The organism is Marinobacter shengliensis (assembly GCF_003007715.1).
GTDB lineage: Bacteria > Pseudomonadota > Gammaproteobacteria > Pseudomonadales > Oleiphilaceae > Marinobacter > Marinobacter shengliensis.
This window is the reverse complement of sequence record NZ_PXNO01000027.1, coordinates 71,707-98,345: the sequence shown is the minus strand read 5'-3', so window position 1 is coordinate 98,345 and position 26,639 is coordinate 71,707. Positions and strand designations below refer to the sequence as shown.

Sequence of the window (26,639 nt, the reverse complement as noted above, 5' to 3'; positions counted from 1 at the left end):
GATCTGTTTTCTCCTGTCCGTTTTATTATGGAGCCGGTCAGTGGATGGACGGATCTTTGTGATCGTCCCTGGCATGTTCCTGCCGTTCATGTTCCCGCATTTTCTCGAGCCGTTGCTGGATAATGCCAAAAACGCTTTGCTTGGGGTACCTGCCTTTGTCATCGGCCTTGCCCGCCGGTTTGCCAAGCAACAGTGTAATGGCCTCCTCCACACGGGCAACCGGGTATACAGCAAATTTGCCCGCCTTGGATGCCTTGACCACTTCGCTGTCCAGCATCAGGTTCTGCACGTTGGTGACCGGAATAATCACACCCTGGGAGCCTGTCAGGCCGCCCTTTAGCTCACAGGTGGCGTAAAAGCCTTCGACCTTTTCGTTGACGCCGCCGATCGGCTGCACCTCGCCAAACTGGTTCACCGAGCCGGTAATCGCAAGATCCTGCCGCACCGGAATACCAGACAGTGCAGAGATCAAGGCGCACAGCTCGGCCAGGGAGGCGCTGTCGCCGTCCACTTCGCCGTAGTTCTGCTCGAAGGTCAGACTGGCCGACAGGTGCATCGGGTCATTCACCGCAAAATGGGAGGCCAGCCAGGAGCTGAGAATCATCACGCCCTTGGAGTGGATATTGCCACCCAGCTTCACGTCCCGCTCGATGTCCATGACACCGCCATCACCATAGTAGCAGGTTGCGGTTACCCGGTTGGAAAGACCAAACTCGAAACCGCCGGTCGACAGCACCGACAAGGCGTTCACCTGACCGACGCAGGTGCCGGTTGTGGTCACCAGGGTGGAGCCGTCCCGAACCGAATCGTAAAAATGATCCCGGATACGGCTGCTACGGTAACGGGCACTCTCCAGCGCGCGCTCAACGTGCACTTCAGAGATCAGTTTGGCACCCGCCTGTCGGGCCCAGAAATCGGATTCCCGTAAAAGGTTGGCGATGTCCGCTGCATGCAGCGAGAGCCTGTTCTGATGTTCGGCCATGCGAGCGCTGTGCTCGATTATACGGGCCACCGCTTTATTGGTGCAGTGCAGCAGCTTCTTCTCCACCACCAGACTGGCAATGAACTTGGCATACAGCAGCTGGCTCTCCTCGGTACGGTACATCTCGTTTTCGAAATCGGCCGTCACCCGGAACAGCTCGGCAAACTCGGAATCGTATTCCTGCAGCAGCATCCAGGTTTCGCGATCGCCAAACAGCACGATTTTAACATCCAGAGGTACGGCTTCCGGCTCAATGGAAATGGTCCCTGAAAGCGTCAGCTCCCGCTCCAGGGAATTGATCTGCAGGGTGCGGGAGCGCAGGGCGCGCTTCAGACCGTCCCAGACAAACGGCTGCTCCAGCACCTTGATGGCATCCATCAGCAGGTAACCGCCATTGGCCTTGTGCAGACTGCCCGGTCGAATCAGGGAGAAGTCGGTGAACACGGTGCCTTTGAACGTGACGTTCTCCACGTACCCGAACAGGTTGTGGTAGGTGGGATTGTCTTCCACCACCACCGGCACTTCATTGGTTTTCTGGTGCACCAGCACATTGATCACGTAGCGCCGGGGCGTTTTCTTGTCCAGTGAGGCGTAGGCGATCGCCGCCTGCTCTTCATCGTCCTCAAGGAAGATATCCAGGTTGTCGACCAGATCTTTGCGAACGGCTTCAAGATAGGAAACCACGTCTGGCTGGTCGTTGTAGCGCTTGACCAACTCATCAATCTGGTGGCCCGAGATGCCTTCGAGGGTTTCCTGGTTCAATGCCTGTTGCTTCTCGGCGTACTCCTGCTCCCAATCGGCCAGCTTGCGAAGGGCCTGGCGGAGCTTCTTTTCAAGGGCGTTGATGGTGTCTTCAAACTTGTCACGCTGCTCGTCGGTCAGCGCCTGGAAGCTCTCCACGGTGTGGGGTTCATCACCATTCATGGCAACCAGCCGATAGCCACCCGGTGTGGTTACCGTGAGGCTGACTTTCTTGCGCCGCGCCTGCTTGGCGACTTTCTCGAGCTCGTCTTCCTGCTTTTTGCCGTACTCGTTCTTGAGGTGCTCGGAGCGCTCCAGGAAACTGTCACTGTCAAACGTCTGGGGAATCACCTTCACCAACCGGGACATCAGCTTGTCCATGTCCTGCTTGAGCTGGGTACCCATCCCTGCCGGCAGTTGCAGCAGACGCGGATTGCGTGGCTCGTCGAAGTTGGCCACGTAACACCAGTCGTGGCTCTGCTGTTCGGTATCGACGTGGTGTTCCAGGTACCGGAGCATCATGGTGCGCTTACCCAAGCCATTGCGACCGACCGCATACACGTTATAACCACCGTGGGGCATGGCGAGCGCAAAACGCACCGCTTCCTGGGCGCGGTTCTGGCCAACAATCTCGGCCAGCGGCTCCAGTTGCCGGGTGGTTTTGAATGGCAGATCTTTAAGAACGCAGGCTTTGTAGAGCTGATGCAAGGGCAATGACTTCAAGTTCGATTCCCGTTGAGTTCGGTTTTGAGTAGTAACTGTCGCTCGCATTGTAGTGTTTGAGCTTCAAGCTGTCGCCTATCCGCGCCGCATTTATCGGAAGAGGCCGGATTCGTGACAATATGCCAACCGGGTCACAAATTCCCCCTTGGTCATTTTTCAGGCAGGCCGTCGATTACTACACTTCCATGCCCGGACGGATTCCGGATACAACAAGTACAATACGGGTGATGGTCAAAGCAATGACGAATTATTCCGCAGATCGCCGCATCAAGGATCGTTTTTCGGCGTCGTGTCTCAGGGTGCAACTCCGTGAGAGGGCGTTCTTTGGTCGCGGGAAGCAGCCAGTGGCGGTAACCTGCCTGGACCTCAATCGTTACGGTATGGCGGTGCTGTGCCCTCGGCCGGTAGACTCCGGGGCGCATTTGTTCCTGGATATTGAGGGTAAATACATCAGCGAGTCGCGCATTGATGCCCGAGTGGTGTCGTGCCAGCCGTTTCAGACGGGCTTCCGTGTGAGTCTGCAGTTCAGCTACTGTCTCGACAAGAAAGGCTACTCGAGAGCGATCGACAATGCGCTTTCCCGGATTGAGGGTTTTTACAACCGGTTCGCCAGTTAATCTGATCAGGCCAGCATCCAGGCTGGCCGCCACGTACATGCCCAGTTCCTCGCACTGTTGCTCGAATTCATCCCTGTAATCTCCCCTGCACAGCAATGGCTCCTGTATGCGTTTCCAGCGTAATCCGGTGGTGATGCTGTCTATGGCGCGGCGGGTGCCGGTGCCGTCGTGGCCGGCGCGAATGTAGTAGGCAAAGGGCAGTCCCTGGGTTTTCTCGAGGCAGGGGTAATAGCTTCGGTCAAAGAAGTCTTTGAGGGCGCCGGACATGTAGCCGAGGTTTTCGGTGGTGCCGAGGATGATGGCGTCGCAGGCGAGGATGTCTTCGGGGCCGGCATCGAGTGGGGCTTTTACCACGACTTCGACGGCTTCGATGTCGGGGTTACGGGCGCCTTTTTCTGTGGCGTTTCGGAGTTTCAGGGTATTTGGGGATGGGGCGTGGGCTACGATGAGTAGTCGCTTCTTTTTCATTTGGGGTCCGACCTCCCATGTCACCGCTCATTGGTGCGAGGTCAAGCCAGGGGAACTTCCTCCCGGGAAACGCTACGAGCACATCCCTGTGCGCTTCGCTCCGGCCATCCATGGCCTCCGAGATTCCCGGGAGGAAGTTCCCCTGCCCCGACCACCAGTCACTGCAGATCGCCGTCCGGCATATTATCAACAGCGCACATTATGAAATGCTGAACGTAGAGATTACAGCAACTCGCCGCTCGCTTCCGCTGGCGCTTCTGCCGCTTCTTTCTTCACCGGCTTGGGCATCAGTTTGTCGCGAACCTTGGCTTCGATTTCGTTGGCGATGTCCATGTTCTCTTCCAGGAACTTGCAGGCGTTGGCTTTGCCCTGGCCGATTTTGTCGCCGTTGTAGGCGTACCAGGCGCCGGATTTGTCGACGAAGCCTTCTTTTACGCCCATGTCCAGAACTTCGGCCATGTGGTAGATGCCCTTGCCGTACATGATCTGGAACTCGGCCTGTTTGAAGGGCGGAGATACCTTGTTCTTGACGACTTTTACGCGGGTTTCGTTACCGACCACTTCGTCGCCCTCTTTGACAGCACCGATGCGGCGGATGTCCAGGCGTACGGAGGAGTAGAATTTCAGGGCGTTACCGCCGGTGGTGGTTTCCGGGCTGCCGAACATGACGCCGATTTTCATACGGATCTGGTTGATGAAGACCATCAGGCAGTTGGCGTGTTTGACGTTACCGGTCAGTTTACGCAGGGCCTGGGACATCAGGCGGGCCTGGAGGCCTACGTGGCTGTCGCCCATCTCGCCTTCGATTTCGGCTTTCGGTGTCAGTGCGGCAACGGAGTCGACGATGATCACGTCGATAGCGTTAGAGCGCACCAGCATGTCGGCGATTTCCAGGGCTTGTTCGCCGGTGTCTGGCTGGGACACCAGCAGGTCGTCTACGTTTACACCCAGCTTTTCCGCGTAGATGGGGTCGAGCGCGTGCTCGGCGTCGATGAAGGCGCAGGTTTTGCCGGCCTTCTGGGCTTCCGCAATCACCTGCAAGGTCAGCGTGGTTTTACCGGAGCTTTCCGGGCCGTAGATTTCAACGATCCGGCCGTAAGGCAGGCCGCCAATACCCAGGGCTACGTCCAGCCCGAGGGAACCGGTGGATACCGCTGGAATGGCTTCACGGGGCTGGTCGCCCATTTTCATCACGGCACCTTTGCCGAACTGGCGCTCAATCTGGCCGAGTGCTGCGCTGAGTGCTTTCTTGCGATTGTCTTCCATTGGTACCTGACCCTCATTTGCCGGGGCTGCTGAGCCGCGATTGGGCCGACAGCAGCGAAATTCAAAGCGATGACACCGGAGGCATCCAGTGTTTTCCTGTATATTTGAACAGTATTAAAACATAAGCCTTCGCTGAGACCAACCCCTGCCCGGGTGAAAAACGTCACAGTGTTTTCAGAAACTCCGTAACCCCTTGCAGAACATACAAAACCGACTTTCGGCGTACCTGATCCCGGTCGCCGTCAAAGCACTGCGTGCTGGTTTCGATGCGGTCCGGGCCGGTGCCCCAGGCGAACCATACGGTGCCTACGGGCTTTTCATCACTGCCGCCGCCAGGGCCGGCAATGCCGCTTATGGCCACGGCTATGTCAGCGTCCGCAGCGCGGATGGCACCGGCGACCATCTGGCGAACCACTGGCTCGCTCACCGCGCCATATTCGGCGAGCACCGATTCTTCAACCCCCAGAATGGCCTGTTTCGCCTCGTTGCTGTAGGTCACCAACCCGGCCATAAGGTACGCAGACGACCCCGCCCGGTCAGTCAGCACTTTGGCCACCCAGCCGCCGGTACAGCTTTCTGCGGTGGCGATGGTTTTACCGTGCTCGGCGAGCCATTCACCCAGCGTGTTTCCAGCGCTCTCCAGTTGTTGGTCAGAGGCCTGCATAACAATCTCCCTGTGTCTGTTGCCAAACCCTTCGTTTCATCACGGGCATTATTTTCTTACAATCCCCGCTTTCACCCAAAAGTACGATCAACCGGACAAACCCATGTCAGTAGCCCAGACCGATCTTTCCAAGCACACCCCGATGATGCAGCAGTACCTGAAGATCAAGCGGGAACACCCGAACGAGCTGGTGTTTTATCGCATGGGTGATTTCTATGAGCTGTTTTACGACGACGCCAAGAAAGCAGCGGAACTTCTGGACATTACCCTGACGGCCCGGGGCCAGTCCGGGGGCAACCCCATCCCGATGGCGGGCGTGCCTTTCCATGCGGCTGAAGGTTACATTGCCCGCATGGTGCGCGCAGGTCAATCCATCGCTATTGCTGAGCAGATTGGCGACCCGGCCACCAGTAAAGGGCCGGTTGATCGTCAGGTGGTGCGCGTGGTGACACCGGGCACCCTGAGCGACGAGGCGTTTCTGGAAGACCGGCGGGACAACCTGTTGGTGTCGATTTTCAGTCATAAGGAGCAGTTCGGCTTCGCGTCGCTGGACATCTCCAGTGGCCGGTTTGCGGTCGCAGAGCTGGAAAGCCTGGAAGCTCTGCAGGGGGAGCTGCAGCGCCTGCGGCCGGCGGAGATTCTGATCAGCGAGGACTTCCCTTACAGCGATGTGCTGGAGGGCTTCACCGGGGTTCGTCGCCAGGGCCCCTGGTTGTTTGAGATGGATTCCGCCCGGCGGGTGATTACCCAACAGCTGCAGGTTAAAGACCTGACCGGTTTTGGCTGTGAAGACCTGCACCTGGCGATCTGCGCCGCCGGCTGCCTGCTGCAGTACGCCCGGGAAACCCAGCGTACCGCCCTGCCCCACATCCGCAAACTGACCCGCGAGCGTCGGGAAGATGCGGTGATCCTGGACGCCGCCAGCCGCCGCAACCTGGAAATAGATACCAACCTGATGGGCGGCCAGCAGTACACCCTGGCCTGGGTAATGGACCGCACGGCCACGGCCATGGGCGCCCGGGAGTTGCGCCGTTGGCTGAACCGGCCGCTCAGGAATGTGGAGGTCGTCCGCCAGCGCCAGCAGGCGGTGTCAGCTTTGCTGGACGGCTTCCATTACGAGCCAATCCACGATCTGCTCAAGCAAGTGGGTGATATCGAGCGGATTCTGGCCCGAGTCGCGCTGCGCTCAGCCCGCCCCCGGGACCTCGCACGCCTGCGGGATGCGTTCCAGACCTTACCGGGGCTGCAGGAGGCTCTAAAGCCCGTTAACTCACATCACCTGGTGAAGCTGGCCACGGTTATTGGCGAATACCCGGAACTGGCGGACCTGCTGGAGCGGGCCATTATTGACAACCCGCCCGTGGTGATCCGGGACGGCGGCGTGATTGCCGAAGGCTTCGACGAAGAACTGGACGATCTGCGCAACATCAGCGAGAACGCTGGCCAGTACCTGCTGGATGTGGAAACCCGCGAGCGCGAACGCACCGGCATTTCCACGCTGAAAGTGGGCTACAACCGGGTGCACGGTTACTACATCGAGATTAGCCGGGCCCAGTCAGACCAGGCGCCGGTGGATTACATCCGCCGCCAGACCCTGAAAAACGCCGAGCGGTTCATCACGCCGGAACTGAAAGAATTTGAAGACAAGGCCCTGAGCGCCAAGAGCCGGGCCCTGGCCCGGGAAAAAGGCCTGTACGACGACGTATTGGAAACCGTCGCCGAGCAGTTGGCACCGCTGCAGGACGCCGCCCAGGCCCTGGCGGAACTGGATGTGCTCAGCAACTTTGCCGAGCGGGCCACCAGCCTGCGTTTCACTGCTCCGGAATTCACCGAAGAGCCGGGCTTTGATGTGGAGGAAGGCCGCCATCCGGTGGTGGAACAATTGCTCGACGAGCCCTTCGTGCCGAACAACCTGCTGATGGATGCGAAGCGGCGAATGCTGGTGATCACCGGCCCGAACATGGGCGGTAAGTCCACCTACATGCGCCAGGCTGCGTTAATTGCCCTGCTGGCCTACACCGGCAGCTTTGTGCCCGCCAACCGGGCGGTGCTGGGGCCGGTAGACCGGATTTTCACCCGCATGGGCTCTTCCGATGACATTGCCGGCGGCCGCTCCACGTTTATGGTGGAAATGACCGAAACCGCCAACATCCTGCACAACGCCACCGATCACAGCCTGGTACTGATGGATGAGGTGGGCCGCGGCACCAGTACTTTTGACGGCCTGTCGCTGGCCTGGGCCACGGCTGAGCACCTGGCCAAGGACATTCGTTGCTACACCCTGTTCGCCACCCACTACTTCGAACTGACCCAACTGGCGGATGATCTGGAACATGCGGTGAATGTGCATCTGACGGCCACCGAGCACGACGACTCCATCGTTTTCCTGCACAATGTACACGACGGCCCGGCCAGCCAGAGTTATGGCCTTCAAGTGGCCAAATTGGCGGGCGTGCCCCAGGATGTGATTCGCAATGCCAAGGCGCAGCTCGCGCATCTGGAAGGCAGCGCCGGCCCGTCCAAGGGAGCTACAGGCGGTACCGCTGCAGCGCCATCACCAGCCCCTAAAACGGCTAAACAACCGGCTGCCGTGGAATCGGTGTTTCAGGGCGATATGTTTGCCAGCGCGGAGCCGAGCGTTGTAGAGAACGCCTTGCAAAAACTGGACATTGATGGACTTTCACCACGGGATGCCCTCAATCAGCTCTATGAGCTGAAAGCTTTGCTGGCAAAATAACAGAAAACTGGGCCAAACTTGATCTGTGTAATAAGGTTATAGCAGCCCAACGCTTGCGGCTGCGGGGGGCGCTCCCTACAATATCGCGCACAAAATTATAGATGGGGCCGGAACATCAGGGCTCCTGATGAGACCGATTACTTTACGAACCAGGGATCTGACTATGGCGTTTATCGTTACTGATAACTGCATCAAGTGCAAATACACCGACTGCGTGGAAGTCTGCCCGGTGGACTGCTTCTACGAAGGCCCCAACTTTCTGGTGATTGACCCGGACGAGTGCATAGATTGCGCCCTGTGCGAGCCCGAGTGCCCGGCCGAGGCCATCTTCTCTGAAGACGAACTGCCGGCGGGCCAGGAAGCGTTCGTTGAGATCAACGCCGAGCTGGCTGGCAAATGGCCGAACATCACCGAGAAGAAAGACCCGCTGCCAGACGCTGAAGAGTGGGACGGCAAGCCTGACAAACTGAAGTACCTGGAGCGCTAAGAACCTCCAGCATTACTTCAACAACAAAAAGGCCGGACGACAAACATCGTCCGGCCTTTTTGTTTGAGCCCGGGTCTTGACGGGCTCAGGGCAAGGAAGCCGCCAAACAGACTAAGCCAGCAATTTCTTGGCTGCTGCAGATCGATAGAATGCTCCCAAACGCCGGCGTACCAGCGCTTCGAGGTAGCCCTCCTCGGCCAACACCTCCACGATGTGCAGCGCCAGGGATTCCACTTCGGTCACGATAACCTCTCGAGTCACCCCGACATCCTGCAACAGGTCCATGACCGGGCGATCGCCATACTTGGCAAAAAGATGCTCCACCACCGCCCTGGCGCAGCCTTCAAAGTAGCCGGTTTTCCGGAAATTCAGCCAAAACTCGTACCCCATCACCACGAACTCCTGCAACTCCACATCGCCCAGCCCCTCTTTAAGCTCGGCAATGGTGCGACCTTCCAGGGATACCCAGGCAGCCATCACGGTATCTCTCAGTTCATCATCAGACAGCGCCTTGTGCAGGAATTGTTCACTGCGGGAAATCAGCCCCGGCAAACTGTCTGCCAACCAGGCCTTGATGCGCCGCTCGAACGTTTCGTCCAGCCCGGGCACCGCCCTATTGGCCATTTTCTTGCCGAACTTCATCATTGAGCCAACACCAGGCACAGACCGGGTAATCAGGTTGTCTTCATAGAGGTAATTGACCAGACCGTGGTAGACCACGTTGGACACCAGCTCCTGGTAGACCGGGTGCGCCATGATCTCGGCAATAATGCGCTCACGTTGGTGACGCAGCTCCAGGGCTTCTTCGATGAACCCGCTGGCCTGTTCACGAGACAGGATCTCGCCCAGGGTGGTGTCAGACTGGACCGAGGCATTCATGACCTCGGTCGCCATTTCTGCGGCCAGCTCCGGAATACCGGCGTCCAGCTCCATATCCACCACAATACGCTGGATCACGCCCATCACCTGGTCCGCGCTCACCAGTCGTTTCAGGGTGACACTGCCCGCGTGATCGAGCAGTTCGTCCACCTCGTTATCGATGAACTTTTTCAGTTTCGCCCCTTTGAGAGCAGACATCTCATGTTTGACGTGTGCTTCCAACAAAGTATCGGCAAGGCTTGGGCTTGTCTTTGACATAAACCGGGCATCCTTTTGGCTAGGGTCCTGAACGTTGCCAACGAGGCTAACACGAACTGGCCTGGCGCGGGTTCGCCGGAATTACCCCGGCTGGGGCAATGCAGGGCCAGTCTGGGCCGACGGGCCTGGAGGCTACTGGAAATCGTTGAAGGTATGGGGCTCGGCGGCCAGGGCCAGGCAGATACTGCCCGGGCCCACGTAGATGGCACTGGTAATACCCATTTGTGACAGCAACAGCTCTACCCCATTGCTTTCACAGGCATCGCGCAAGCGATTCAGGCCTGGCAGATCTTCGATCTCCGTCCAGGTCAGGCCGCAGGACAAGCTGACGTAAGGCGTCAGTAAACCAGCCTCCACCCGGGCGACCGCGTAATTCATTACTTTCTCGACTGCCATATCAAAGTTACGGGTTTTAACCACGGGTTTGCCTTCGGCACCCTGGCCAAAGATCACCGGGACAATGTTCAGGGCCTTACCCAGGAACGCGGCAAACGCCGAGACGCTTTTGTCACCACGGCGCCGGGCACGCTCGCGTATATAGTGCAGATCTCGGGGAATCACACAGGTATAGATCTTGTCGGTAAACGTCTCGACCTCATGCCGAAGGGCATTCTTGGAAAGCTTTTGCTCAATCAGTTTCAGAGTATGGGCCGCCAGCAAACCCTGCCCGGCAAAGATCTGTTTACTGTCGATCACCCGCATGGAGAACTTGCCATCCCGGCCAGCGGCCTTACGGGCCTCCTCGTAATGAGCCATGACCGAGTTCATGGCTTCCGCGGCGTTCTGGAAAATCTGGCTACGGCTTTTGGTGACGGTTTCGCAGATGGCCACATCGAACTCGGTCACGATCTTTTCCATGAACAGGTCATGGATCTGTTCGGCAGTGTAGGCTTTGGTTTCCGCTTCATGACCTTTGCCCAGCAGGCCACTTTGATAAAACTCCTGGGTACGAACCGGGCAATGTTTATCGGTGTAGGTCTGGCCGTCGATAATAGCGGTTACCGGCAGAACGAACAGGTCGTGCTTGCGGGCAAAGTCATAGGGCAGGTCACAGGCGGAATCTACAATCAGGCCTACTCGCATGCTGTGTGTCTCCGGGTGCGGGCAACACCTCACATGGGCATGCCCTTTATTGTCATTATTTTTGTCGGACTACAGTTTTGCACAGATTGGTGAAAATTTCAGCACCCACCTCAGGCTGTCAAACCTCCAGTTCTTTCAGGTTATGTTCCAGGAGCCGCCGGTTGTCTTGCTGCCATGGGTGGAAACCTTTCCGGAAGTAGGCCAGGAATTCCGGCAGGCACTTGCGCAGAACGCCGGGCTTCCCCCAGAGAAAATTCAGCCCGCCTAACCAGGTTTTCAGACTCCAGAGCTTGCCATCCGTCTTCAGCAGGCTGCAGGTGTTGATGAAGGTGTACTTGAAGAAATTCCAGGTGACAAACAGAAAGACAATCCGGCGCAACCGCTCATTGCCAACGCAGGCCCGGTATACGTCGAACGCCACCGACTTGTGCTCGGTTTCCTCAATGGCATGCCAGCGCCATAACCTCTGCATTGTCGGCGTAGCGCCCTCCATCCACTCGGGGTGACTGAGAATGGCGTTGGCCAGCACGGCGGTGTAGTGCTCTGCACCACAGGTGCCCGCCAGTTGGCGGCTGGGCGGCAACCGCCCTACCCAGTCCATGTGCTTGCGGAAGCGCGCGTCGAGGGCATCGATATCATAGCCACGGGCTTTCAGGGCTTCGTTGTAATCTTTGTGCTCTCGGCTGTGCAGGGCTTCCTGGCCGAGAAAGCCTTTGATCTCTTCCTTGAGCTTAGGGTCGGTAATCTGGTCCCGGTACAGGCGAACGGCGTTAATGAATTGCTGCTCTCCGTCGGGAAACTGCAGCGACAAGGCATTGAAGAATGCGGTGCGGAAGGCATCGTTGCCGTGCCAAAGGGTTTTCAACTCATCCCTTACATCAAAACGCAGATGCCTGGGTTTGACGGCGACGCCGTCCGGTGTGGAACTGATGGTCATTTCGGCCCCCTGTTGTCGGTTTGTTGTTATTAAAGCACTCGACATCGGATAAATTTTCACCAGTTCGGCCAGTGTACCCCCGTATTCCAGATAACCGGAAGGGGCCAGCCTGACAAATTCGACAATTTGTCATGAAATGACAAACTGTCAGCACACTGGCACAAACAAAAAAAGGGAGGCATCAAGCCTCCCAAGGACACACAGTGGGTTGGTGCCGCCATCTTCATAGCGGCACCGGGTTCAGTGTTACTGGCTCTTCTCGGCGCCCGGGGCCTCCGGGTCGGAAGTGAATTTCAGTAAATGAGTGCGTTCGATCAGGTAGTAGAGAACCGCACCGGTCGCCAGGCCCCAGCCTGCGCCATACACCGCCAGAACCACACCCATGGTGCCGGCAATGCCTCGCTCAGTGTTGTTCTCCAGCTGCTCCAGGCCCACCATCAAACAGATGTAACCGGTCAGCAGCAGGGTCAGCGACAGCGCAATCGGCAGCACCGGCTGGAAGAAGCTCACCAGCGGCAGGACAAACAGGGCAATAAAGCCGGTAATCCAGAAAGTACCACCACCGCTGTAGATGGAATCCATGGCGTTACGGCCATACTTGTAGCGTTCGGCCATGGTGGCGGTGACCGCTGTCCAGATTGGACCAGCAAGGCCAGGGTATGGCGCAAAGAACGCGTGGCCACCGTTACGGATAGCAGTTACCAGGTGAACACGGTCAATGCTGTTGTCGATGTCTTCGTCTTTACGCAGGTGGTCGACACGGTTCATCAGGGACTGCCCCACCACGATATCGCCGAAGGCAATCACGTAAGCGATAACCGCAGTCGGGATCGCATACAGGAAGATATTCAGATCCGGGAAACCTACGGTAAACGGCAGGTAGTTCCACAGCTGGTCAAAGGCCGGCTTGGTGATGCCCCACTGCACATCCGGTACAGCGTATTCACCAGTGGCAAAACCAACCAGGATCGCCACAACCATGCCCGGCACCATGCCGTAGTTGGCAATCTTGCGGGCAATATTGCTCTTATCGACGAAGCCCTTGAAGGACACCGAGAACATCAGGTAAAGACACACCAGGCCACCGACAATCAGGGAAATGGGCGTGTTGGCCAGACGGCCACCAGCCTCAATTTCGCCCATCAGTGCTGCAATACCCGCACCGATAATGATACCGCCCTTCATGGAGCGCGGAATCCACTCAACCAGTTTACTGCCCAGGCGGGTAACCCCCAGAATCAGGAAGATCAGGAACACCAGGAATTGCAGGGCGAACAGCGCCTGAATGGCCTCCGGGCCAGGCTCGTAGTCCGAGAGGAACAGCAGCACCACAGGAATACCCGGGGTTATCCAGCCGGGAACCAGTGGCACGCCCAGCAGCGCCGGCAGCATAAAACCGATACCGCAGATCACTACATAAGCCAGGGCCACCTCGTAGGGTACGCCGAGATAGGTTTCAAGCAGGGGAATCATCGCCAAACTGACCACGAACATGATCAGGGCCTGGACCATCTCTGCGAACTCCCAACGATAGTGGACGAACGGCAGACGGATTTTGAAAGGGCCCGCGGGCCAGAACGGCTGTTCTTCACCGTTTTTTCTGTGGAACATTTGCATTGCATTACCTCCGGGCACGCCGGTAAAGGGTGCCAGTCAATGTTGTTTTTGTGACGAGGTGTGGCGGCACCGAAAGATGCCGCCGTTCAGGGGGATTAGTTCAGATCTTTGGCCTGGTCCCGCAGCACGAACTTCTGGATCTTGCCGGTGGATGTTTTCGGCAGCTCCGAGAAGACCACGGTTTTGGGCACCTTGAACCGGGCCAGGTGCTCGCGGCAGAAATTGATGATGTCTTCTTCAGACACATCCCCTGCCTCTGGCTTGAGGGTGATGAAAGCACAGGGCGTTTCGCCCCATTTCTCATCCGGGCGGGCAACCACCGCCGCTTCCATCACCGCCGGGTGGCGGTAAAGGGTGTCTTCCACCTCGATGGTGGAGATATTCTCACCGCCGGAGATGATGATGTCTTTCAGGCGGTCCTTGATTTCCATGTAGCCGTCTTCGTGCCACACGGCCAGGTCACCGGTGTGGAACCAACCACCCCGGAAGGCTTCTTCCGTGGCACTGGGGTTCTTCAGGTAACCTTTCATCACGGTATTACCGCGCAGGAAGATCTCGCCGATGGTTTTGCCATCTTTCGGGACCGGCTGCATGGTGTTGGGGTCAGCCACCATGGTACCGCCCAGGGTGTGATAACGAACGCCCTGGCGCGCCTTGATCTGGGCACGCTCCCGCAATGGCAGTTCATCCCATTCGGACTTCCAGGCACAGACGGTGACCGGGCCGTACACCTCGGTCAGACCGTAAACGTGAGTCACCTTGATACCCATTTCTTCGATGGAGCCAATCACCTGGGCGGGGGGCGCCGCGCCGGCGGTCATGGACTTCACTTCGTGGTCGATACCGGCTTTCGCTTCCGGAGACGCGTTCAGCAGTGCGTTCAGAACAATCGGCGCGCCGCACATGTGGGTAACCTGGTGGTCACGGATCAGTTGCAGGATCTTCTCAGGGTCTACCCGGCGCAGGCATACGTGGGTGCCAGCCATGGCGGTGATGGTCCAGGGGAAACACCAGCCATTGCAGTGGAACATCGGCAGGGTCCACAGATACACCGGGTGCATACCCATGGACCAAACGGCCTGGTTACCCAAAGCGTTGATGTAGGCGCCGCGATGGTGATAAACCACACCTTTGGGGTTACCCGTGGTGCCAGAGGTGTAGTTCAGGGAAATGGCATCCCACTCATCGGCCGGGAAGCTCCACTGAAACTCGGGGTCACCCTCCTGCAGGAAGGCTTCGTAGTCGAGGTCACTGACCTGAACACCCTCGCCGTACTCAGGGTCGTCCACATCAATCACCAGGGGCTTGTGCTCAAGGTGACGAATCGCATCTTTAACGACCTGGCCGAATTCGCGGTCGGCAATCACGACTTTCGCTTCACCATGCTCCAGCATGAAGGCAATGGCCTCGGCATCCAGGCGCACGTTCAGGGTGTTCAGTACTGCGCCGATCATGGGCACGCCAAAGTGGCATTCCACCATGGCAGGAATGTTAGGCAGCATCACCGCCACGGTATCGCCCCGGCCGATACCCCGGCCTTTCAGGGCAGAGGCCAGACGCAGGCAACGGTCATAGGTTTCTGCCCAGTTACGACGGATGGCACCGTGGATGATGGCCGGATAATCCGGGTACACACTGGCGGTGCGCTCGATAAAATCAATGGGGGACTGAACTGCGTAGTTGGCATCCCGGGGCGCAAGGCCCTGGTCGAAGATCGAAGTCATTGGCGTGGTCCTCTAACTCAGATGTTGTTCTTATGGCATATTCAGAAGAATAGCCAAAGCAGCTATACTCCAGATTGCCCGAAATGGTAGAAGATAGAACAAATACTAGAAACTCTACTATGGTATTATAGGATTACTACTATAACTTTATGAGCAACCCTAAAAAAGCCCGCGTTTTCAGCCAACTGGTCCCTAATGACCCACAACCCACTCTCGTGGTCGGTCGCACATTAGAGGTCCTGGCCAGTAATCATGCGGCCGATTCCCTCGTCCAACGCGCAGAACTGGACCATCCGGAGCACCTTTTACCGGTGAACGCGGCAGCGCTTGTGAAATCAGCCCTGGAACAGGGGCGAGCCATTGAAAACGTGGAATCCCGGTTTGCCGACCATATTTTTCTGTGGAGCTTCATTCCGGATCCAGACAGCGGGGAAGTATTGGTTCGGGGCCGTGATGCCACCAACGATATCCTCACCCTGGAAGAAGCCGTTCGCTCCAACCGCCTTTACCGGCTGATCACCGAGAACACCACAGACCTGATCTCGCGGCATGCCCCGGACGGACGATTCATTGATGCCACGCCAGCGTCCTGGCGCCTGTTGGGCTACTGGCCGGAAGAGCTCCGGGGCAAGGCCCTGGAAGAGGTGTTCCAGGGGGAAAACGTGGCCGAGCAACTGGCCCTGACCCGCCACCGGCTGCGGGAAGACGGCTACGCCACCATGACGCTGGAGATTATTCACCGCAACGGCAGCCGCCGCTGGTTCGAGATTGCCAGCCGCGCCATCCGGGAGACCTATACCGGCGCCGTGGTGGAGGTGATCAGCGTATCCCGTGACATCACCGCCCGGGTGGAATCCGAGGAGCAGAACCGGCTGCTGGCAGATGAACTGGCCCACACGGCCCGCCTGGCTACCCTGGGTGAACTGGCTTCCAGCATTGCCCATGAGATGAATCAGCCACTGGCGTCAATTGTGAATTTCGCGTCCGCCAGCCAGCGCTTTCTAAAGGAAGCAGACCAACATCCCGAGAAGCTGCTGAAGGTAGACGACGGCTTGCAAAAGATCGTGCACCACGCCAACCGCGCTTCCGAGGTGATCAAACGTCTTCGGGCGTTCCTGCGTAAAGGCCAGAAGCGCATGGGCCCGGTATCCCTGAATTCGGTGATTACCGAGGTTGCACGCCTGTGCCAGTGGGAGGCAGAGAAGAACGGCGTCCGGATCTATGAGAACCTGGCCGCAGACTCTCCCACCATCACCGCAGACCCGGTGTTGCTTGAACAGGTGTTGATCAACCTGATCCGTAACGGCATCGAGGCCAATGTGGAAGCCGGGGCAGACAAAGACAGTGCAGGCCCTTCCCGGATTGTGGTCAGCACCTGCGTCAACGACCAACAGGAAACCCTGATTCAGGTCATCGATGAAGGCCCGGGGCTGGACGACGAAGGCATACGCCAGATGTTCCAGCCGTTCTACACCAGCAAGGCCAAGGGGCTGGGACTTGGGCTGTCCATGAGCCGTTCCATCATTGAGGGATTTGGCGGCTTTCTGGATGCCACCCGCACAGACACCGGCGGCCTTTCGCTGATCTGCCGGTTCCCTCCCGGCAACAACCGATGCACCCACAAACCAACCCAGGAGTAAGCCCCCGATGTCTGGTACCACCCAGTCAAACGCCAACACCGTTTACGTTGTTGATGACGATGCCGGTATGCTGGAGTCCACCCAATGGCTGTTGGAATCGGTCGGGCTTGAAGTCAGAGCCTACAGTGATGGCCGGCAGTTTCTGGATGCCGTGGAAGACCAACGCCCGGGTTGCGTGATTCTGGATATCCGGATGCCCGGCCTTGGCGGGCTGAATGTTCAGGAAGAACTGCAAAAACGGGGTTTGGAGATACCGATTATTTTTGTCTCTGGCCATGCCGATGTGCCCATAGTGGTGCGCGCCTTCAAATCCGGCGCCTTTGATTTTATCGAGAAGCCCTTCAATGAGCAGTTGTTACTGGACAGCGTGCAGCAGGCACTACAGGCACCCGCCGAACCCGAGCCACCCGTTCGCTCCGATGCGGATACCGAAGCACTGATCAGCACCCTCACCCGCCGGGAACGGGATGTCTTTCTGCCCCTGGCCCAGGGCTACACCAGTAAGGAAATCGCCGAACAGCTGGATGTCAGCGTTAAAACCATCGACCTGTATCGGGCTCGGGTAATGAAGCGCCTGGGCGCAGAACGGCTGCCGGATGTCACCGGCATTGCCATTGCCGCTGGACTGCTCGACCCGGCAAATCTCAGAACCGGTCCGGGCTGACCCCCGACTGCACCTCCCGGGCGATGGCGCCCAAGCGGTCGACCGCGGCTTCAATCCGGCCGGTCCAGGGATTGCCGCCGTTCAGCCGCAGGCAGTTGTCGAACTTGTTGGCGGTGGAGAACATCCGCCCCGGGGCGACGTTTATATTCTCTCCCCGCGCCCGGTGATACACCTCGGTACCCGACACCCCCTCCGGCAGCTGAACCCAGAGCACAAACCCGCCCTGGGGCCGGCTCACCGCAGTGCCCTCCGGAAAGGTTCTGGCAATAGCCGAACGAAGCCGGTCTGTGGACTCCTTGTAGTGCTGCCGGGCCGAGCGTAAGTAACGGTCATAACCACCCTGTTCCAGAAAATGGGCGACTGCCAGCTGCGGGATGGTGGAAGTTGCCAGATTCACAAAATATTTGTGTTGCCGGGCGGCGGCCATATGCCGACCGGGGATCATCCACCCAAGCCGCAGCCCCGGAGAGATGGTCTTGGAGAATGAGCTGCAGTAAATCACGTTATCCGCCAGGTCAAAAGCTTTGGCCGGGCGCGGGCGCTCGCCGGTATGGAAAAGGTCGCCGTAAATATCGTCTTCAATCAATGGCACCCCGGCAGCCGCCAGCATGGACACCAGCTGCTGCTTGCGCTCGTCGCTCATCCGGGCACCCATGGGGTTGCTGTGGTTCGGCACCACCACGCAGGCTTTCAAGGGCCACTGCTCCAGGGCAAGCTGCAGGCCTTCAAGACTGATGCCGTCTGACGGGTGGGTGGGGATTTCAATCACCCGCAGGCCCACCACTTCCAGCGCCTGCAGGATGCCGGGAAACGAAGGTGACTCCACGGCGACGATATCCCCGGGTTGGGTCACTGCCCGCAGGGCCAGAATGATGGCCTCCTGGGCTCCGTTGGTGGCAAGCACATCATCTGGCGCAATGGGCACTCCGATGGTGGCCATTCGCTGCGCAATCTGGCGCCGGAACGATTCCTTGCCCGGAAACGCATAGTCGAGGGTTTCCAGGCCTCGCCTCGCCGCCCATAACGTGCTCTGCTGAATCTGCCTGACCGGCAGGTAGTCCGGGTGCGGAATGGCCGTGGCCAGGGGCACCATACGCTTTTGTTCATCGGCACACAGGTCCAGGGTCATTTCCCGGGCAGACACCGGTACCGGACGACTGCGCTGTTCCGTCATTCTTGGTTCCGGCAAATCCCGGGCTGGCCGGCGCACGAAATACCCGCTGCGTTCCCGGGCCTGCAGGTAACCTCGGGCTTCCAGAGTCTGGTGGGCCTGCAGCACGGTTGAAATACTGACACCGAATTGCCGGCTCAATACCCGCACACCGGGCACACGCTCCCCTTCCCGGTATACACCATCAAGGATCAGCGCCTGAAGCTGGTCCGCCACCTGGTTGTAGAGCATGCCCATCGTGTTCTCCGCCGTGCCGTGCTTTATAAGCTCTATTCCACCAGAACCGACGCCACTATGAGCAGTACAGTTTCCCGGCTTTTTCGGCAGTACAGTTTCCATTTTTCTGCATCTGTACCGATTCAATAACACTGTAGCTGAATCTGTTATGGAAATCCGATGAAACCAATAATGGTTCCTGAATCAGAAAAGGAGTTTCATCATGGCAACGGCAACCATCCCAAAACCCGACTCGCGTTCACAGCGCCCCGTTCACCACGCCACCCGGAACGATGTACTGGGCCTCTATGCCACGGGGGGCACGCCAACCGCCGGCACACTGATGACAGCCATGCAGGCCCTGGCCCGTGAGGGCATCCGTGTGATACCGGTTGGCAACCGTCACTGGGTTCTTCGGGGCGCCGCGCCGCTGCCAGAGATTCACTGTTACAGTGAGCAGGAGCTACATGGAATCTCAGTCTCACCAGCCAGACGCGTTCTACTAACAACCCACAAGGACAACCCATGAAGACCGATATCTACCAGGTGGATGCTTTTACCAATGAACTGTTCCGGGGAAACCCTGCGGCGGTGATGCCCCTGAACAGCTGGCTTCCGGAGCAACAGATGCAGGCCATTGCCCTGGAGAACAATTTGTCCGAGACCGCTTTCCTGGTGCCACTCCCGGAGCAGGATGATGCGGATTTTCATATCCGCTGGTTCACCCCGACGGTAGAGGTGCCACTGTGCGGACATGCCACCCTGGCGTCGGCCTGGGTGGTGTTCAACCGTCTTGGCTGGCAGCAAGACAGAGTTCGTTTCCAGTCGAAAAGTGGCCCCCTGGCGGTTACCCGCCGTTCCGATGACTGGCTGGAACTGGACTTCCCCAACCTGCCATTTGAACCCCGACCAACCCCGGAGTTAATCCGGAAAGCGCTGCCAAACGCCCCCGAACAGGCGTTCTACGTGCCAAATGACACCAACTACATGGTGGTTCTGGACTCAGAATCTGCAGTGACCGAGGCTGCCCCGAACCTGGGATTGCTGGCAGAACTGGGCAATCAGGGGCTGATCGTTACCGCGCCAGGGACTCAGTGCGATTTCGTCAGCCGTTACTTCGCCCCAGGAGCGGGTATTGATGAGGATCCGGTAACCGGCTCCATCCACAGCGTACTGGTGCCCTACTGGGCTGAACAGCTCGGCAAACAAACACTGGAAGCCCGCCAACTCTCTGCACGCGGTGGCGTTCTGCGATGCGAGCTCAGAGGTGACCGGGTAGCGATCGCCGGCCAGGCGGCGTTTTACATGGAAGGGGCCGTTTACCTGCCCTGAGGCTGATATACTGCCCGCCATTTTCAACGAGTGGTGGGCAGTTCTATGGCAGGTTCAACATCCCGGTACGATGTCATCATCATCGGCGCAGGCGCTGCCGGGCTGATGTGCGCGGCCACCGCCGGTTATCGCGGCCGCAAAGTACTGGTGCTGGATCACGCCAACAAACCGGGCAAAAAGATCCTGATGTCTGGCGGTGGCCGCTGCAATTTCACCAATCTGAACAGCACGCCTGCGAACTTTCTCTCCGACAACCCGCACTACTGCATCTCCGCGCTAAAGCGCTATACCCCGCAGGATTTTGTGGAACTGGTGGACCGCCACGGTGTGGAGTATGAAGAGAAAGCGCCGGGCCAACTGTTCTGCAAAGACAGCGCGAAGGACATTCTCAACGTGCTGCTGACCGAGTGCGAATGGGCCGGCGCCGAGATTCGCATGAACACGTCGGTGTCCGACATTCGGCAAGCAGGCTCGGGCTTCTCCCTGAAGACCCGTGGTGGCACACTCGGTTGCGAATCCCTGATCGTAGCCTGCGGTGGGCTGTCGATTCCCACCATGGGTGCCACCGGCTTTGGTTACGAGATTGCCAGGCAGTTTGGCCTGAGCGTGCTGCCCACCCGCGCGGGGCTGGTGCCCTTCACCCTGCACCCGGAACTGAAGCAACAACTGGCGCCGTTGTCTGGCGTTAGCTGCCCGGTGGACGCCCACTGTCACCAGCAACACTTCCGGGAACCCATGCTGGTCACCCATCGCGGCCTCAGTGGCCCGGCCATGCTGCAAGTGTCCAGTTACTGGCAGCCAGGCGATGCGGTACACATCAACCTGCTGCCGGCTGAGAACATTCACGAAGACCTGCTGGCCCTGCGCAACAGCAAGCCGCAATCCACCATCGCGCACTATCTGAACCAGCACCTGCCAAAACGATTCGCCCAGGCGTTTAACGACCTGCACGGCTGGAACGGCCCACTGCAGGGGTATCGCAACCAGGAACTGGAACAGGTTGCCGGCACGCTTGGCGACTGGACCATCAAGCCGGCAGGTACCGAGGGCTACAGAACCGCCGAAGTGACCCTGGGCGGTGTGGATACTCGCCAGCTATCCTCCAAAACCATGGCGGCCCTGGAGCATCCGAACCTGTACTTTATCGGGGAAGTGGTGGACGTTACAGGCCACTTGGGCGGGCATAATTTCCAGTGGGCGTGGGCCTCCGGTGTGGCAGCAGGCAACGTGGCCTGACCGCTGGCCTGAAATAATTCAGATTGAGACAAACATAAATACTTTTAGACAAAGCTGACAAATCAATAATTGTTTATAGACATTCTTAGAATGCGTGCAATTTCATTAAAAGGGAATGGTCGGAGCTATGCCCCGAAAGATCGGGTTTCTCAGTCAAAGCAGGCCCACACGCGCGGGCCCATCTTTAACCATCGAAAGATGAAATTAACCGGATGATGGCGGCACCTCTCCAAGGAGCGCGTCGACAAGGCCGTCATAATCAAAACCCTGAAGACTGTCGTAGTCGATGTAGAGTCCAGACCGTTTGTAGTGAGCATCAGAGATGTACACGAAGTCTCCCCTAGTCCTGACCTCCTGATCCCATCTCAAAAGCAGCCATGTGCCCAGCTCTATGCATCCCGAAACGACGTGAATAGACTTGAGCCCTCGAGTAGGCTCGAGGGATTCCAGAAACTTATCGTGCAATTTCGAAAGCCTCTCTAGTTCCCGTGATTTACTTTTGTCATCCATATAACGCTCCTCTTTGCTATCCAAAAACAAGTATAAAACCCTCAAGAAAGCCAACTGGTAAAACCCTCATTATTCCAAAACGATATATAGGTTTTTTTGAGCCATCAAAAAAATACCAACAAGCGAACACATTAAAAAATCAAAGACCATTAAATACATATACTTAACTGACCTTTATTTTTTATTAATTTAAATCACGCCCATTTATTTTAATTGAAATTAAATCAACAACTTATGAAAATAAAGTATTTAGAATAAGGACCGGCCACTGGTAGCATATCGCCAGACAAATGGGTGGTCAGAATGAAGAAAAGAAAAAACATTACTATAGACGATAGGAATAGATGGGTAACCAAATGGGAAAAAGAATGGAGTGCCGGAAAATACGAACCTTTCATAAAAACCGGGGATGTAGCCTCATTTGGAACAAAACACAAGTGCCAGGGCATTAAATCCAAAAGAGTTCATCATTTCCTGTCGACAAATGAATACCTTTTCTTTGTCTTATTAGAGTTCCGGCCAGAAGTTATTGAGATATACGAACAGTTTCCACTTCTTCCTGTAACAAGGACGCGACTTATTTCGGAAGCCCTAGAGATAAAGCATCCAAGGTATATAAGAACGACGACGAACATGATTCTTACAACGGATTTTCTTGTCAAACTTGATAGTGGCGAATGGAAGGCCTATTCCGTCAAGCCTGCCAAGAGCATAGGAAACAAGCGAACCGTCCAAAAGCAAATCATGGAGAAGACCTACTGGGAGTTACAGGGAATAGACTGGTGTTTAGTGCTAGACCGAGATATCAAAACGACTGCTAGCGCCAATCTCAGCCTTCTAAGGCATTACGCCAGTCCGCCAACTGAAAGCTCGGAAATAATAACAAGCTGGAAGCATGTATTTTCAAAGAAGTTGTCAGCAAGAAATCGATATCAAACTAGTGAGATCATCAGAAAAATTTCAGAAGAACTTGGAATAGATTACACAGCCTCATCTTCAATATTTTTTCATTTACTCTGGCATCGAGAAATCGGTTTCGATTTAAACACTCCAATTGAACTCGAAAAAACAGCTTCTGAATTAGGTATTTTTTGTCAGTGATTAGCATCAACACATTACTTGTACCACTAGAACCGAACGCTCGGAGCCCACTTTCAGAAGCGATGATAGTCGTATTCAGTGACTATCCTACGAACCGCGTTTTCCTGATGAATTACGAAAACAAACCAAGGAAACCCAGTCTCTTCCCCATGACGACCCTACTTTCTTGGATTGAGACAGACCTCATTACAACGGCGGAGATGAAGCTGGAAGCATTATACTATTTAGCTGATTCACAGATCGGAAATAACTCGCTCGAAAAACGCAACAAAATATTTAACGCGATATACCCAATAATCGAGAACCTGGAGGAATTTCTTTTATCAACGTACAACTCCAAATTGGTAGCGGAGGCTGCTCAGAAAGCCGGTGTGACGAGGTACCAAATCTACCAATGGACATACCTATATTTACGTCGGGGACAAACCAAAAACGCACTACTGCCGAAGTATCAGCGTTCAGCAAGTAAAAGACGAAGATCAACCGGTGCAAAGCTGGGCCGCCCCCCACGCTCGCCTAACCAGCCTCATAAAGTAAAAACCCCTGAAGACGAGCGAAACCTGAAGAGGGTTTTGGAGAAATACTATTTTGTACCCGGGGCACCACCATTACGTGAAGCATACGAAAAGTTTCTAGCGCTACAGTATTCTGCGGACAGGTACCTACTTCCAAATGGGAAAATAGAGTTCCGACTGCCTCAAGGCGAAAAGAACTATCCCCCGCTAAGCCAGTTCAAAAGCTGGAAGGACACTTTCGTAAGAGAAACTGGGATTAATCCTGAACGCCTGAGAATGAGCAAAAGTAAGTACGACAAAGACCTAAAAGGCAGATCGGGCGATCATGTTCGGGCCAGTGGCCCAGGAGAAGTTTATCAAATAGACGCAACAGTAACCGACATCTACCTAGTTTCTCAGTTTGACAAATTTAGGAAGCTGATTGTGGGCAGACCAACCCTCTATTCTGTTGTGGATGTATTCTCCGAGGCCATTGTAGGCATCCTCCTTACGTTGGCACCACCCTCATGGCATGGAATGGCGCTTGCTCTATTCAATGCCTTCCGATCCAAGGTGTCATTCTGCGAGGAAGTGGGCGTCAAGCTCATCGATGAGCATGTATGGCCAATGGCAGTGCCATGTATAAAGCTGCTCGGCGACAACGCTGAATTGAACTCGGAGCTTTCGGAGAGCCTCCACCCGGATTTGGGCATTACAGTTCTTTTTGGACGCCCCTACAGAGGAGACGACAAAGGATTGGTCGAAAAATCCTTCGACCACTTCAACAAGAAAACAATATCACGCCTTCCGGGATTCGTTACAAAAGAATCAAAAACCAGGGGTGTAAAGGACCCGAAGCTCAGCGCGGCCATAACACTGCCGGAGCTTTACGATCGCCTGATCGACTACATCCTCCACCACAACAACATCCAAGAATGCTCGCCTGATTTACTTAACCAGCAAATGGTGGCTGATGGCGTCCCTCCACGTAGAAGGGATATTTGGAATTGGGGCCTCAAAAATCGCCCGTTCACGGGCAAGGCCGTCCCAGAGGAACACTTATACCTGCATCTATTGGAGAAGGGAGAAGCTTCCGTGCATCGAGAGGGGGTCTACTTCAGAAAGTTCTGGTACGTCTCCGATTGGGCGCTCGCGAGTGGACTCCAGAACCAACTATCCAACCGCAATCGCGCCAAGAAACTTGATGTTCGCTTCATGCGTCACAGTACGGAGCACATTTATCTTTGCACTCCAGAGGGCCTCAAGCTCGCCACTCGGAAATCCAGTTTCAACAGGTTCGAAGGGTGTTCCTTCGATGAAGCCGAGAGCCAGCTTTCTCGTGAACACAACGAGCGAGTTATGAGAATGCCCGAGGTCTTGAGTTCCGAGCTGTCACTGAACGAAAACACACGAAATCTGATTAAGGAGGCACAAGCCTCGCAGGTAAAACTAACCACTGCGGAGATTAAGAAACAATCACTAACTGAAAACCGGCAATTCGAAATAGGGCAAGAACAGCAACGAGAGCGAGAGCGTCTCCGAAATGCCACGTGGTCAGTATTCGGTCTTTCCGAGGAGCAAGAGCCTGAATCGACAGAGGAAAATCAAACCCTGCAACAGGAATCCAAGCGCAACACCGCACACCAAGATGCAATGAACAACCTTTTCGGGAGCACCGATGACCACGACAGCTAAAGCAGAATACTCACCACAACGGTTGGAAGAAAACCAGGGTAACCCGCTCATTGAAGCTATTCCGCGTCGGCTTTCGCCTGATGGGCTCATCACTGCGGTAGCCAGACTACCGGGTTTCGAGCCTGCTCAGCGCGATTGGGACGATTTCGACCGAGAACTTCTCATCAAACGTTTAGAGCGCTGCGTTATTCCGCTCTCGGTTTACCAAGACGTCTACGCAACCATGTACACAACGTTAATTGCCGGGTATCAGGACAGAAACCCAATGTTACCTGCGAGTCGGGAATGGCTTTATGGAGTAACACAAAACGTCCAGATCAACAGCAAAACGACAGCGGACTCGATACTCATAACCGGCTTGTCTGGAGCAGGGAAAAGCACGCTCATAAACAGTATCTTGTCGTGCTTCCCGCAGATCATTGAGCATGAAAACTACAACGACGAACCCTACCTACAAAAGCAACTTGTGTATTTGAAGGTCGAGATTCCACCGGATGCGGTTCGAAAGGCGTTATGTTTGAGCTTCTTTTTTGCTTTGGATGAGGCACTCGGAACCAACTACTACGAGCAGTATAGCAACAGCCGGAAAGGCATTAGCGAGTTGGAAACTGCTATCCATCAGATCTGTGCAAGTCATTGCGTCGGAATGATTATTATAGATGAGTTTCAAAATCTAAACGTTGCGAAGGCAGGAGGTGACGAAGTCATACTCCAGTTCTTCGACTCGATAACCAACAACGCAAAAATCCCAATAATTAAGGTCGGCACGCCAGCAGCTCTGCGTCTTTTCAGCGCAAAATTCAGGTCGGGAAGACGCGCTGGAAGCGCCGGGTTTTATGAACTGGGGCAGCTAAAGTATGACGAACCGGATTGGAATACCCTTGTCCGCGCCGTTTGGAACTTCCAGTGGGTGAAAAAACCCAAGCGACTAGACCAGAAACTCGAGAGTACACTTTACGAGCTTTCCCAAGGAATTCCGTTCTGCCTTTTCAAACTTATGCAGCTTGCAAACCTTGAAGCAATCTCAGCAGGAAAAGAATCCATTTCAGATTCAACCCTGAGAAAAGTCTACAAGCAACACTTCGGATTGTTGAGACGTGCTTTATCTTCCCTGCGCAAGGGAAATCCCAGCCAGTACGAGGATCTGCTTCCAGTTTCAGTCTGGGTTGGAGGCGCGACCAAATCAGTGCCGATCGTTCATCTCAATAACTTGGCAAAATCAGAAGATTTCCGGGGACCCGCTGCCAAACAACTAAAAAATCACATCGATGACGTGATCACCGAAAATAATCTATCTCCGACGATAAAACACAAACTTTTGAGAGTACGCGCGGACCTTAACGCAAAAATTGCAGAAGGCAAAGGCGCGGAGCTTCTAGGTGTAGAGGCTGAATAGA

General features: G+C 56.0%; 21 protein-coding genes and 1 pseudogene. 11 read left to right on the top strand and 11 right to left on the bottom strand.

The window, feature by feature from the left end:
- Positions 1-37 precede the first annotated feature (37 nt).
- Entirely contained in the window at positions 38-2,446 is a 2,409-nt protein-coding gene (locus C7H10_RS13650) for a Lon protease family protein (RefSeq protein ID WP_072677737.1), read from the bottom strand.
- A gap of 119 nt (positions 2,447-2,565) precedes the next feature.
- Here C7H10_RS13650 and C7H10_RS13645 point away from each other — a divergent pair, with 119 nt between their 5' ends.
- On the top strand, positions 2,566-3,063 hold the full coding sequence (locus tag C7H10_RS13645; protein WP_341865219.1) for a PilZ domain-containing protein: 498 nt from the start codon (positions 2,566-2,568) through the stop codon (positions 3,061-3,063).
- A 3-nt stretch (positions 3,064-3,066) separates the two neighbouring features.
- On the opposite strand, the pseudogene C7H10_RS13640 reads toward C7H10_RS13645, so the two are convergent.
- The 3 genes and pseudogenes from C7H10_RS13640 to pncC all read right to left on the bottom strand — a co-directional run.
- A pseudogene (locus C7H10_RS13640) lies at positions 3,067-3,531 on the bottom strand (flavodoxin family protein); the annotation flags it as partial.
- Positions 3,532-3,753: 222 nt separating this feature from the next.
- The gene (recA, locus tag C7H10_RS13635) at positions 3,754-4,797 is read right to left on the bottom strand and encodes a recombinase RecA (protein WP_106695334.1); all 1,044 of its coding nucleotides are present in this window, start codon (positions 4,795-4,797) and stop codon (positions 3,754-3,756) included.
- Positions 4,798-4,960: 163 nt separating this feature from the next.
- The gene (gene pncC, locus C7H10_RS13630) at positions 4,961-5,461 is read right to left on the bottom strand and encodes a nicotinamide-nucleotide amidase (protein ID WP_106695333.1); all 501 of its coding nucleotides are present in this window, start codon (positions 5,459-5,461) and stop codon (positions 4,961-4,963) included.
- 103 nt (positions 5,462-5,564) lie between these two features.
- Between pncC and mutS the strand changes: the two genes are divergently transcribed.
- Together mutS and fdxA are read left to right on the top strand one after the other, a co-directional pair.
- Positions 5,565-8,198 carry a DNA mismatch repair protein MutS gene (gene mutS, locus C7H10_RS13625; RefSeq protein WP_106695332.1) on the top strand — a complete coding sequence of 878 codons (2,634 nt, stop codon included), beginning with the start codon at positions 5,565-5,567 and terminating at the stop codon, positions 8,196-8,198.
- A 163-nt stretch (positions 8,199-8,361) separates the two neighbouring features.
- Positions 8,362-8,685, top strand: a complete 324-nt coding sequence (fdxA, locus tag C7H10_RS13620; RefSeq protein WP_011785560.1) for a ferredoxin FdxA — start codon at positions 8,362-8,364, stop codon at positions 8,683-8,685.
- Positions 8,686-8,796: 111 nt separating this feature from the next.
- Here the strand turns inward: fdxA and C7H10_RS13615 are convergent, their stop codons facing one another.
- From C7H10_RS13615 to C7H10_RS13595, 5 genes are all read right to left on the bottom strand, one after another.
- Positions 8,797-9,822, bottom strand: a complete 1,026-nt coding sequence (locus C7H10_RS13615) for a hypothetical protein (RefSeq protein ID WP_106695331.1) — start codon at positions 9,820-9,822, stop codon at positions 8,797-8,799.
- A gap of 132 nt (positions 9,823-9,954) precedes the next feature.
- Positions 9,955-10,905 carry a DegV family protein gene (locus tag C7H10_RS13610; RefSeq protein ID WP_106695330.1) on the bottom strand — a complete coding sequence of 317 codons (951 nt, stop codon included), beginning with the start codon at positions 10,903-10,905 and terminating at the stop codon, positions 9,955-9,957.
- Positions 10,906-11,023: 118 nt separating this feature from the next.
- A complete protein-coding gene (locus tag C7H10_RS13605) occupies positions 11,024-11,842 on the bottom strand; it encodes a metal-dependent hydrolase (protein ID WP_106695329.1) in 819 nt (272 codons plus the stop codon).
- Positions 11,843-12,088: 246 nt separating this feature from the next.
- On the bottom strand, positions 12,089-13,459 hold the full coding sequence (locus tag C7H10_RS13600) for a solute carrier family 23 protein (protein ID WP_106695328.1): 1,371 nt from the start codon (positions 13,457-13,459) through the stop codon (positions 12,089-12,091).
- Positions 13,460-13,554: 95 nt separating this feature from the next.
- Positions 13,555-15,183, bottom strand: a complete 1,629-nt coding sequence (locus C7H10_RS13595; protein WP_106695327.1) for an acyl-CoA synthetase — start codon at positions 15,181-15,183, stop codon at positions 13,555-13,557.
- Positions 15,184-15,332: 149 nt separating this feature from the next.
- Between C7H10_RS13595 and C7H10_RS13590 the strand changes: the two genes are divergently transcribed.
- Entirely contained in the window at positions 15,333-16,823 is a 1,491-nt protein-coding gene (locus C7H10_RS13590; RefSeq protein ID WP_106695326.1) for a sensor histidine kinase, read from the top strand.
- Between the two features lie 7 nt (positions 16,824-16,830).
- On the top strand, positions 16,831-17,487 hold the full coding sequence (locus tag C7H10_RS13585) for a response regulator transcription factor (RefSeq protein ID WP_061331676.1): 657 nt from the start codon (positions 16,831-16,833) through the stop codon (positions 17,485-17,487).
- Here the strand turns inward: C7H10_RS13585 and C7H10_RS13580 are convergent.
- Positions 17,468-18,895 (bottom strand): aminotransferase-like domain-containing protein, encoded by a 1,428-nt coding sequence (locus tag C7H10_RS13580; protein WP_061331675.1) that lies wholly within the window; start codon positions 18,893-18,895, stop codon positions 17,468-17,470. The two genes, C7H10_RS13585 and C7H10_RS13580, sit on opposite strands and share 20 nt — an antisense overlap.
- A gap of 202 nt (positions 18,896-19,097) precedes the next feature.
- Between C7H10_RS13580 and C7H10_RS13575 the strand changes: the two genes are divergently transcribed.
- The 3 genes from C7H10_RS13575 to C7H10_RS13565 are packed head-to-tail and all read left to right on the top strand — an operon-like array spanning position 19,098 to position 21,442.
- Positions 19,098-19,403, top strand: a complete 306-nt coding sequence (locus C7H10_RS13575) for a hypothetical protein (RefSeq protein ID WP_106695325.1) — start codon at positions 19,098-19,100, stop codon at positions 19,401-19,403.
- The gene (locus tag C7H10_RS13570; RefSeq protein ID WP_106695324.1) at positions 19,400-20,206 is read left to right on the top strand and encodes a PhzF family phenazine biosynthesis protein; all 807 of its coding nucleotides are present in this window, start codon (positions 19,400-19,402) and stop codon (positions 20,204-20,206) included. The genes C7H10_RS13575 and C7H10_RS13570 overlap by 4 nt, the downstream gene beginning before the upstream one ends.
- A gap of 45 nt (positions 20,207-20,251) precedes the next feature.
- A complete protein-coding gene (locus tag C7H10_RS13565) occupies positions 20,252-21,442 on the top strand; it encodes a BaiN/RdsA family NAD(P)/FAD-dependent oxidoreductase (protein ID WP_106695323.1) in 1,191 nt (396 codons plus the stop codon).
- A 204-nt stretch (positions 21,443-21,646) separates the two neighbouring features.
- Here the strand turns inward: C7H10_RS13565 and C7H10_RS13560 are convergent, their stop codons facing one another.
- Complete coding sequence (locus C7H10_RS13560) at positions 21,647-21,952, bottom strand: hypothetical protein (RefSeq protein ID WP_106695322.1); 306 nt, start codon at positions 21,950-21,952, stop codon at positions 21,647-21,649.
- A gap of 303 nt (positions 21,953-22,255) precedes the next feature.
- Between C7H10_RS13560 and C7H10_RS13555 the strand changes: the two genes are divergently transcribed.
- From C7H10_RS13555 to C7H10_RS13545, 3 genes are all read left to right on the top strand, one after another.
- Positions 22,256-23,053, top strand: a complete 798-nt coding sequence (locus tag C7H10_RS13555) for a TnsA endonuclease N-terminal domain-containing protein (RefSeq protein ID WP_106695321.1) — start codon at positions 22,256-22,258, stop codon at positions 23,051-23,053.
- 107 nt (positions 23,054-23,160) lie between these two features.
- Positions 23,161-25,242, top strand: a complete 2,082-nt coding sequence (locus C7H10_RS13550) for a DDE-type integrase/transposase/recombinase (RefSeq protein ID WP_167392912.1) — start codon at positions 23,161-23,163, stop codon at positions 25,240-25,242.
- Positions 25,226-26,638: an AAA family ATPase gene (locus tag C7H10_RS13545; RefSeq protein WP_106695319.1), complete on the top strand. Its 1,413-nt coding sequence runs from the start codon at positions 25,226-25,228 to the stop codon at positions 26,636-26,638. The genes C7H10_RS13550 and C7H10_RS13545 overlap by 17 nt, the downstream gene beginning before the upstream one ends.
- The last annotated feature ends 1 nt before the right edge of the window (position 26,639 follow it).

Coding starts and splice junctions, on each gene's coding strand:
- C7H10_RS13645 (WP_341865219.1), top strand. CDS start 2,566: ATGCCAACCGGGTCACAAATTCCCCCTTGGTCATTTTTCAGGCAGGCC.
- recA (WP_106695334.1), bottom strand. CDS start 4,797: ATGGAAGACAATCGCAAGAAAGCACTCAGCGCAGCACTCGGCCAGATT.
- pncC (WP_106695333.1), bottom strand. CDS start 5,461: ATGCAGGCCTCTGACCAACAACTGGAGAGCGCTGGAAACACGCTGGGT.
- mutS (WP_106695332.1), top strand. CDS start 5,565: ATGTCAGTAGCCCAGACCGATCTTTCCAAGCACACCCCGATGATGCAG.
- fdxA (WP_011785560.1), top strand. CDS start 8,362: ATGGCGTTTATCGTTACTGATAACTGCATCAAGTGCAAATACACCGAC.
- C7H10_RS13615 (WP_106695331.1), bottom strand. CDS start 9,822: ATGTCAAAGACAAGCCCAAGCCTTGCCGATACTTTGTTGGAAGCACAC.
- C7H10_RS13610 (WP_106695330.1), bottom strand. CDS start 10,905: ATGCGAGTAGGCCTGATTGTAGATTCCGCCTGTGACCTGCCCTATGAC.
- C7H10_RS13605 (WP_106695329.1), bottom strand. CDS start 11,842: ATGACCATCAGTTCCACACCGGACGGCGTCGCCGTCAAACCCAGGCAT.
- C7H10_RS13600 (WP_106695328.1), bottom strand. CDS start 13,459: ATGCAAATGTTCCACAGAAAAAACGGTGAAGAACAGCCGTTCTGGCCC.
- C7H10_RS13595 (WP_106695327.1), bottom strand. CDS start 15,183: ATGACTTCGATCTTCGACCAGGGCCTTGCGCCCCGGGATGCCAACTAC.
- C7H10_RS13590 (WP_106695326.1), top strand. CDS start 15,333: ATGAGCAACCCTAAAAAAGCCCGCGTTTTCAGCCAACTGGTCCCTAAT.
- C7H10_RS13585 (WP_061331676.1), top strand. CDS start 16,831: ATGTCTGGTACCACCCAGTCAAACGCCAACACCGTTTACGTTGTTGAT.
- C7H10_RS13580 (WP_061331675.1), bottom strand. CDS start 18,895: ATGGGCATGCTCTACAACCAGGTGGCGGACCAGCTTCAGGCGCTGATC.
- C7H10_RS13575 (WP_106695325.1), top strand. CDS start 19,098: ATGGCAACGGCAACCATCCCAAAACCCGACTCGCGTTCACAGCGCCCC.
- C7H10_RS13570 (WP_106695324.1), top strand. CDS start 19,400: ATGAAGACCGATATCTACCAGGTGGATGCTTTTACCAATGAACTGTTC.
- C7H10_RS13565 (WP_106695323.1), top strand. CDS start 20,252: ATGGCAGGTTCAACATCCCGGTACGATGTCATCATCATCGGCGCAGGC.
- C7H10_RS13560 (WP_106695322.1), bottom strand. CDS start 21,952: ATGGATGACAAAAGTAAATCACGGGAACTAGAGAGGCTTTCGAAATTG.
- C7H10_RS13555 (WP_106695321.1), top strand. CDS start 22,256: ATGAAGAAAAGAAAAAACATTACTATAGACGATAGGAATAGATGGGTA.
- C7H10_RS13550 (WP_167392912.1), top strand. CDS start 23,161: ATGAATTACGAAAACAAACCAAGGAAACCCAGTCTCTTCCCCATGACG.
- C7H10_RS13545 (WP_106695319.1), top strand. CDS start 25,226: ATGACCACGACAGCTAAAGCAGAATACTCACCACAACGGTTGGAAGAA.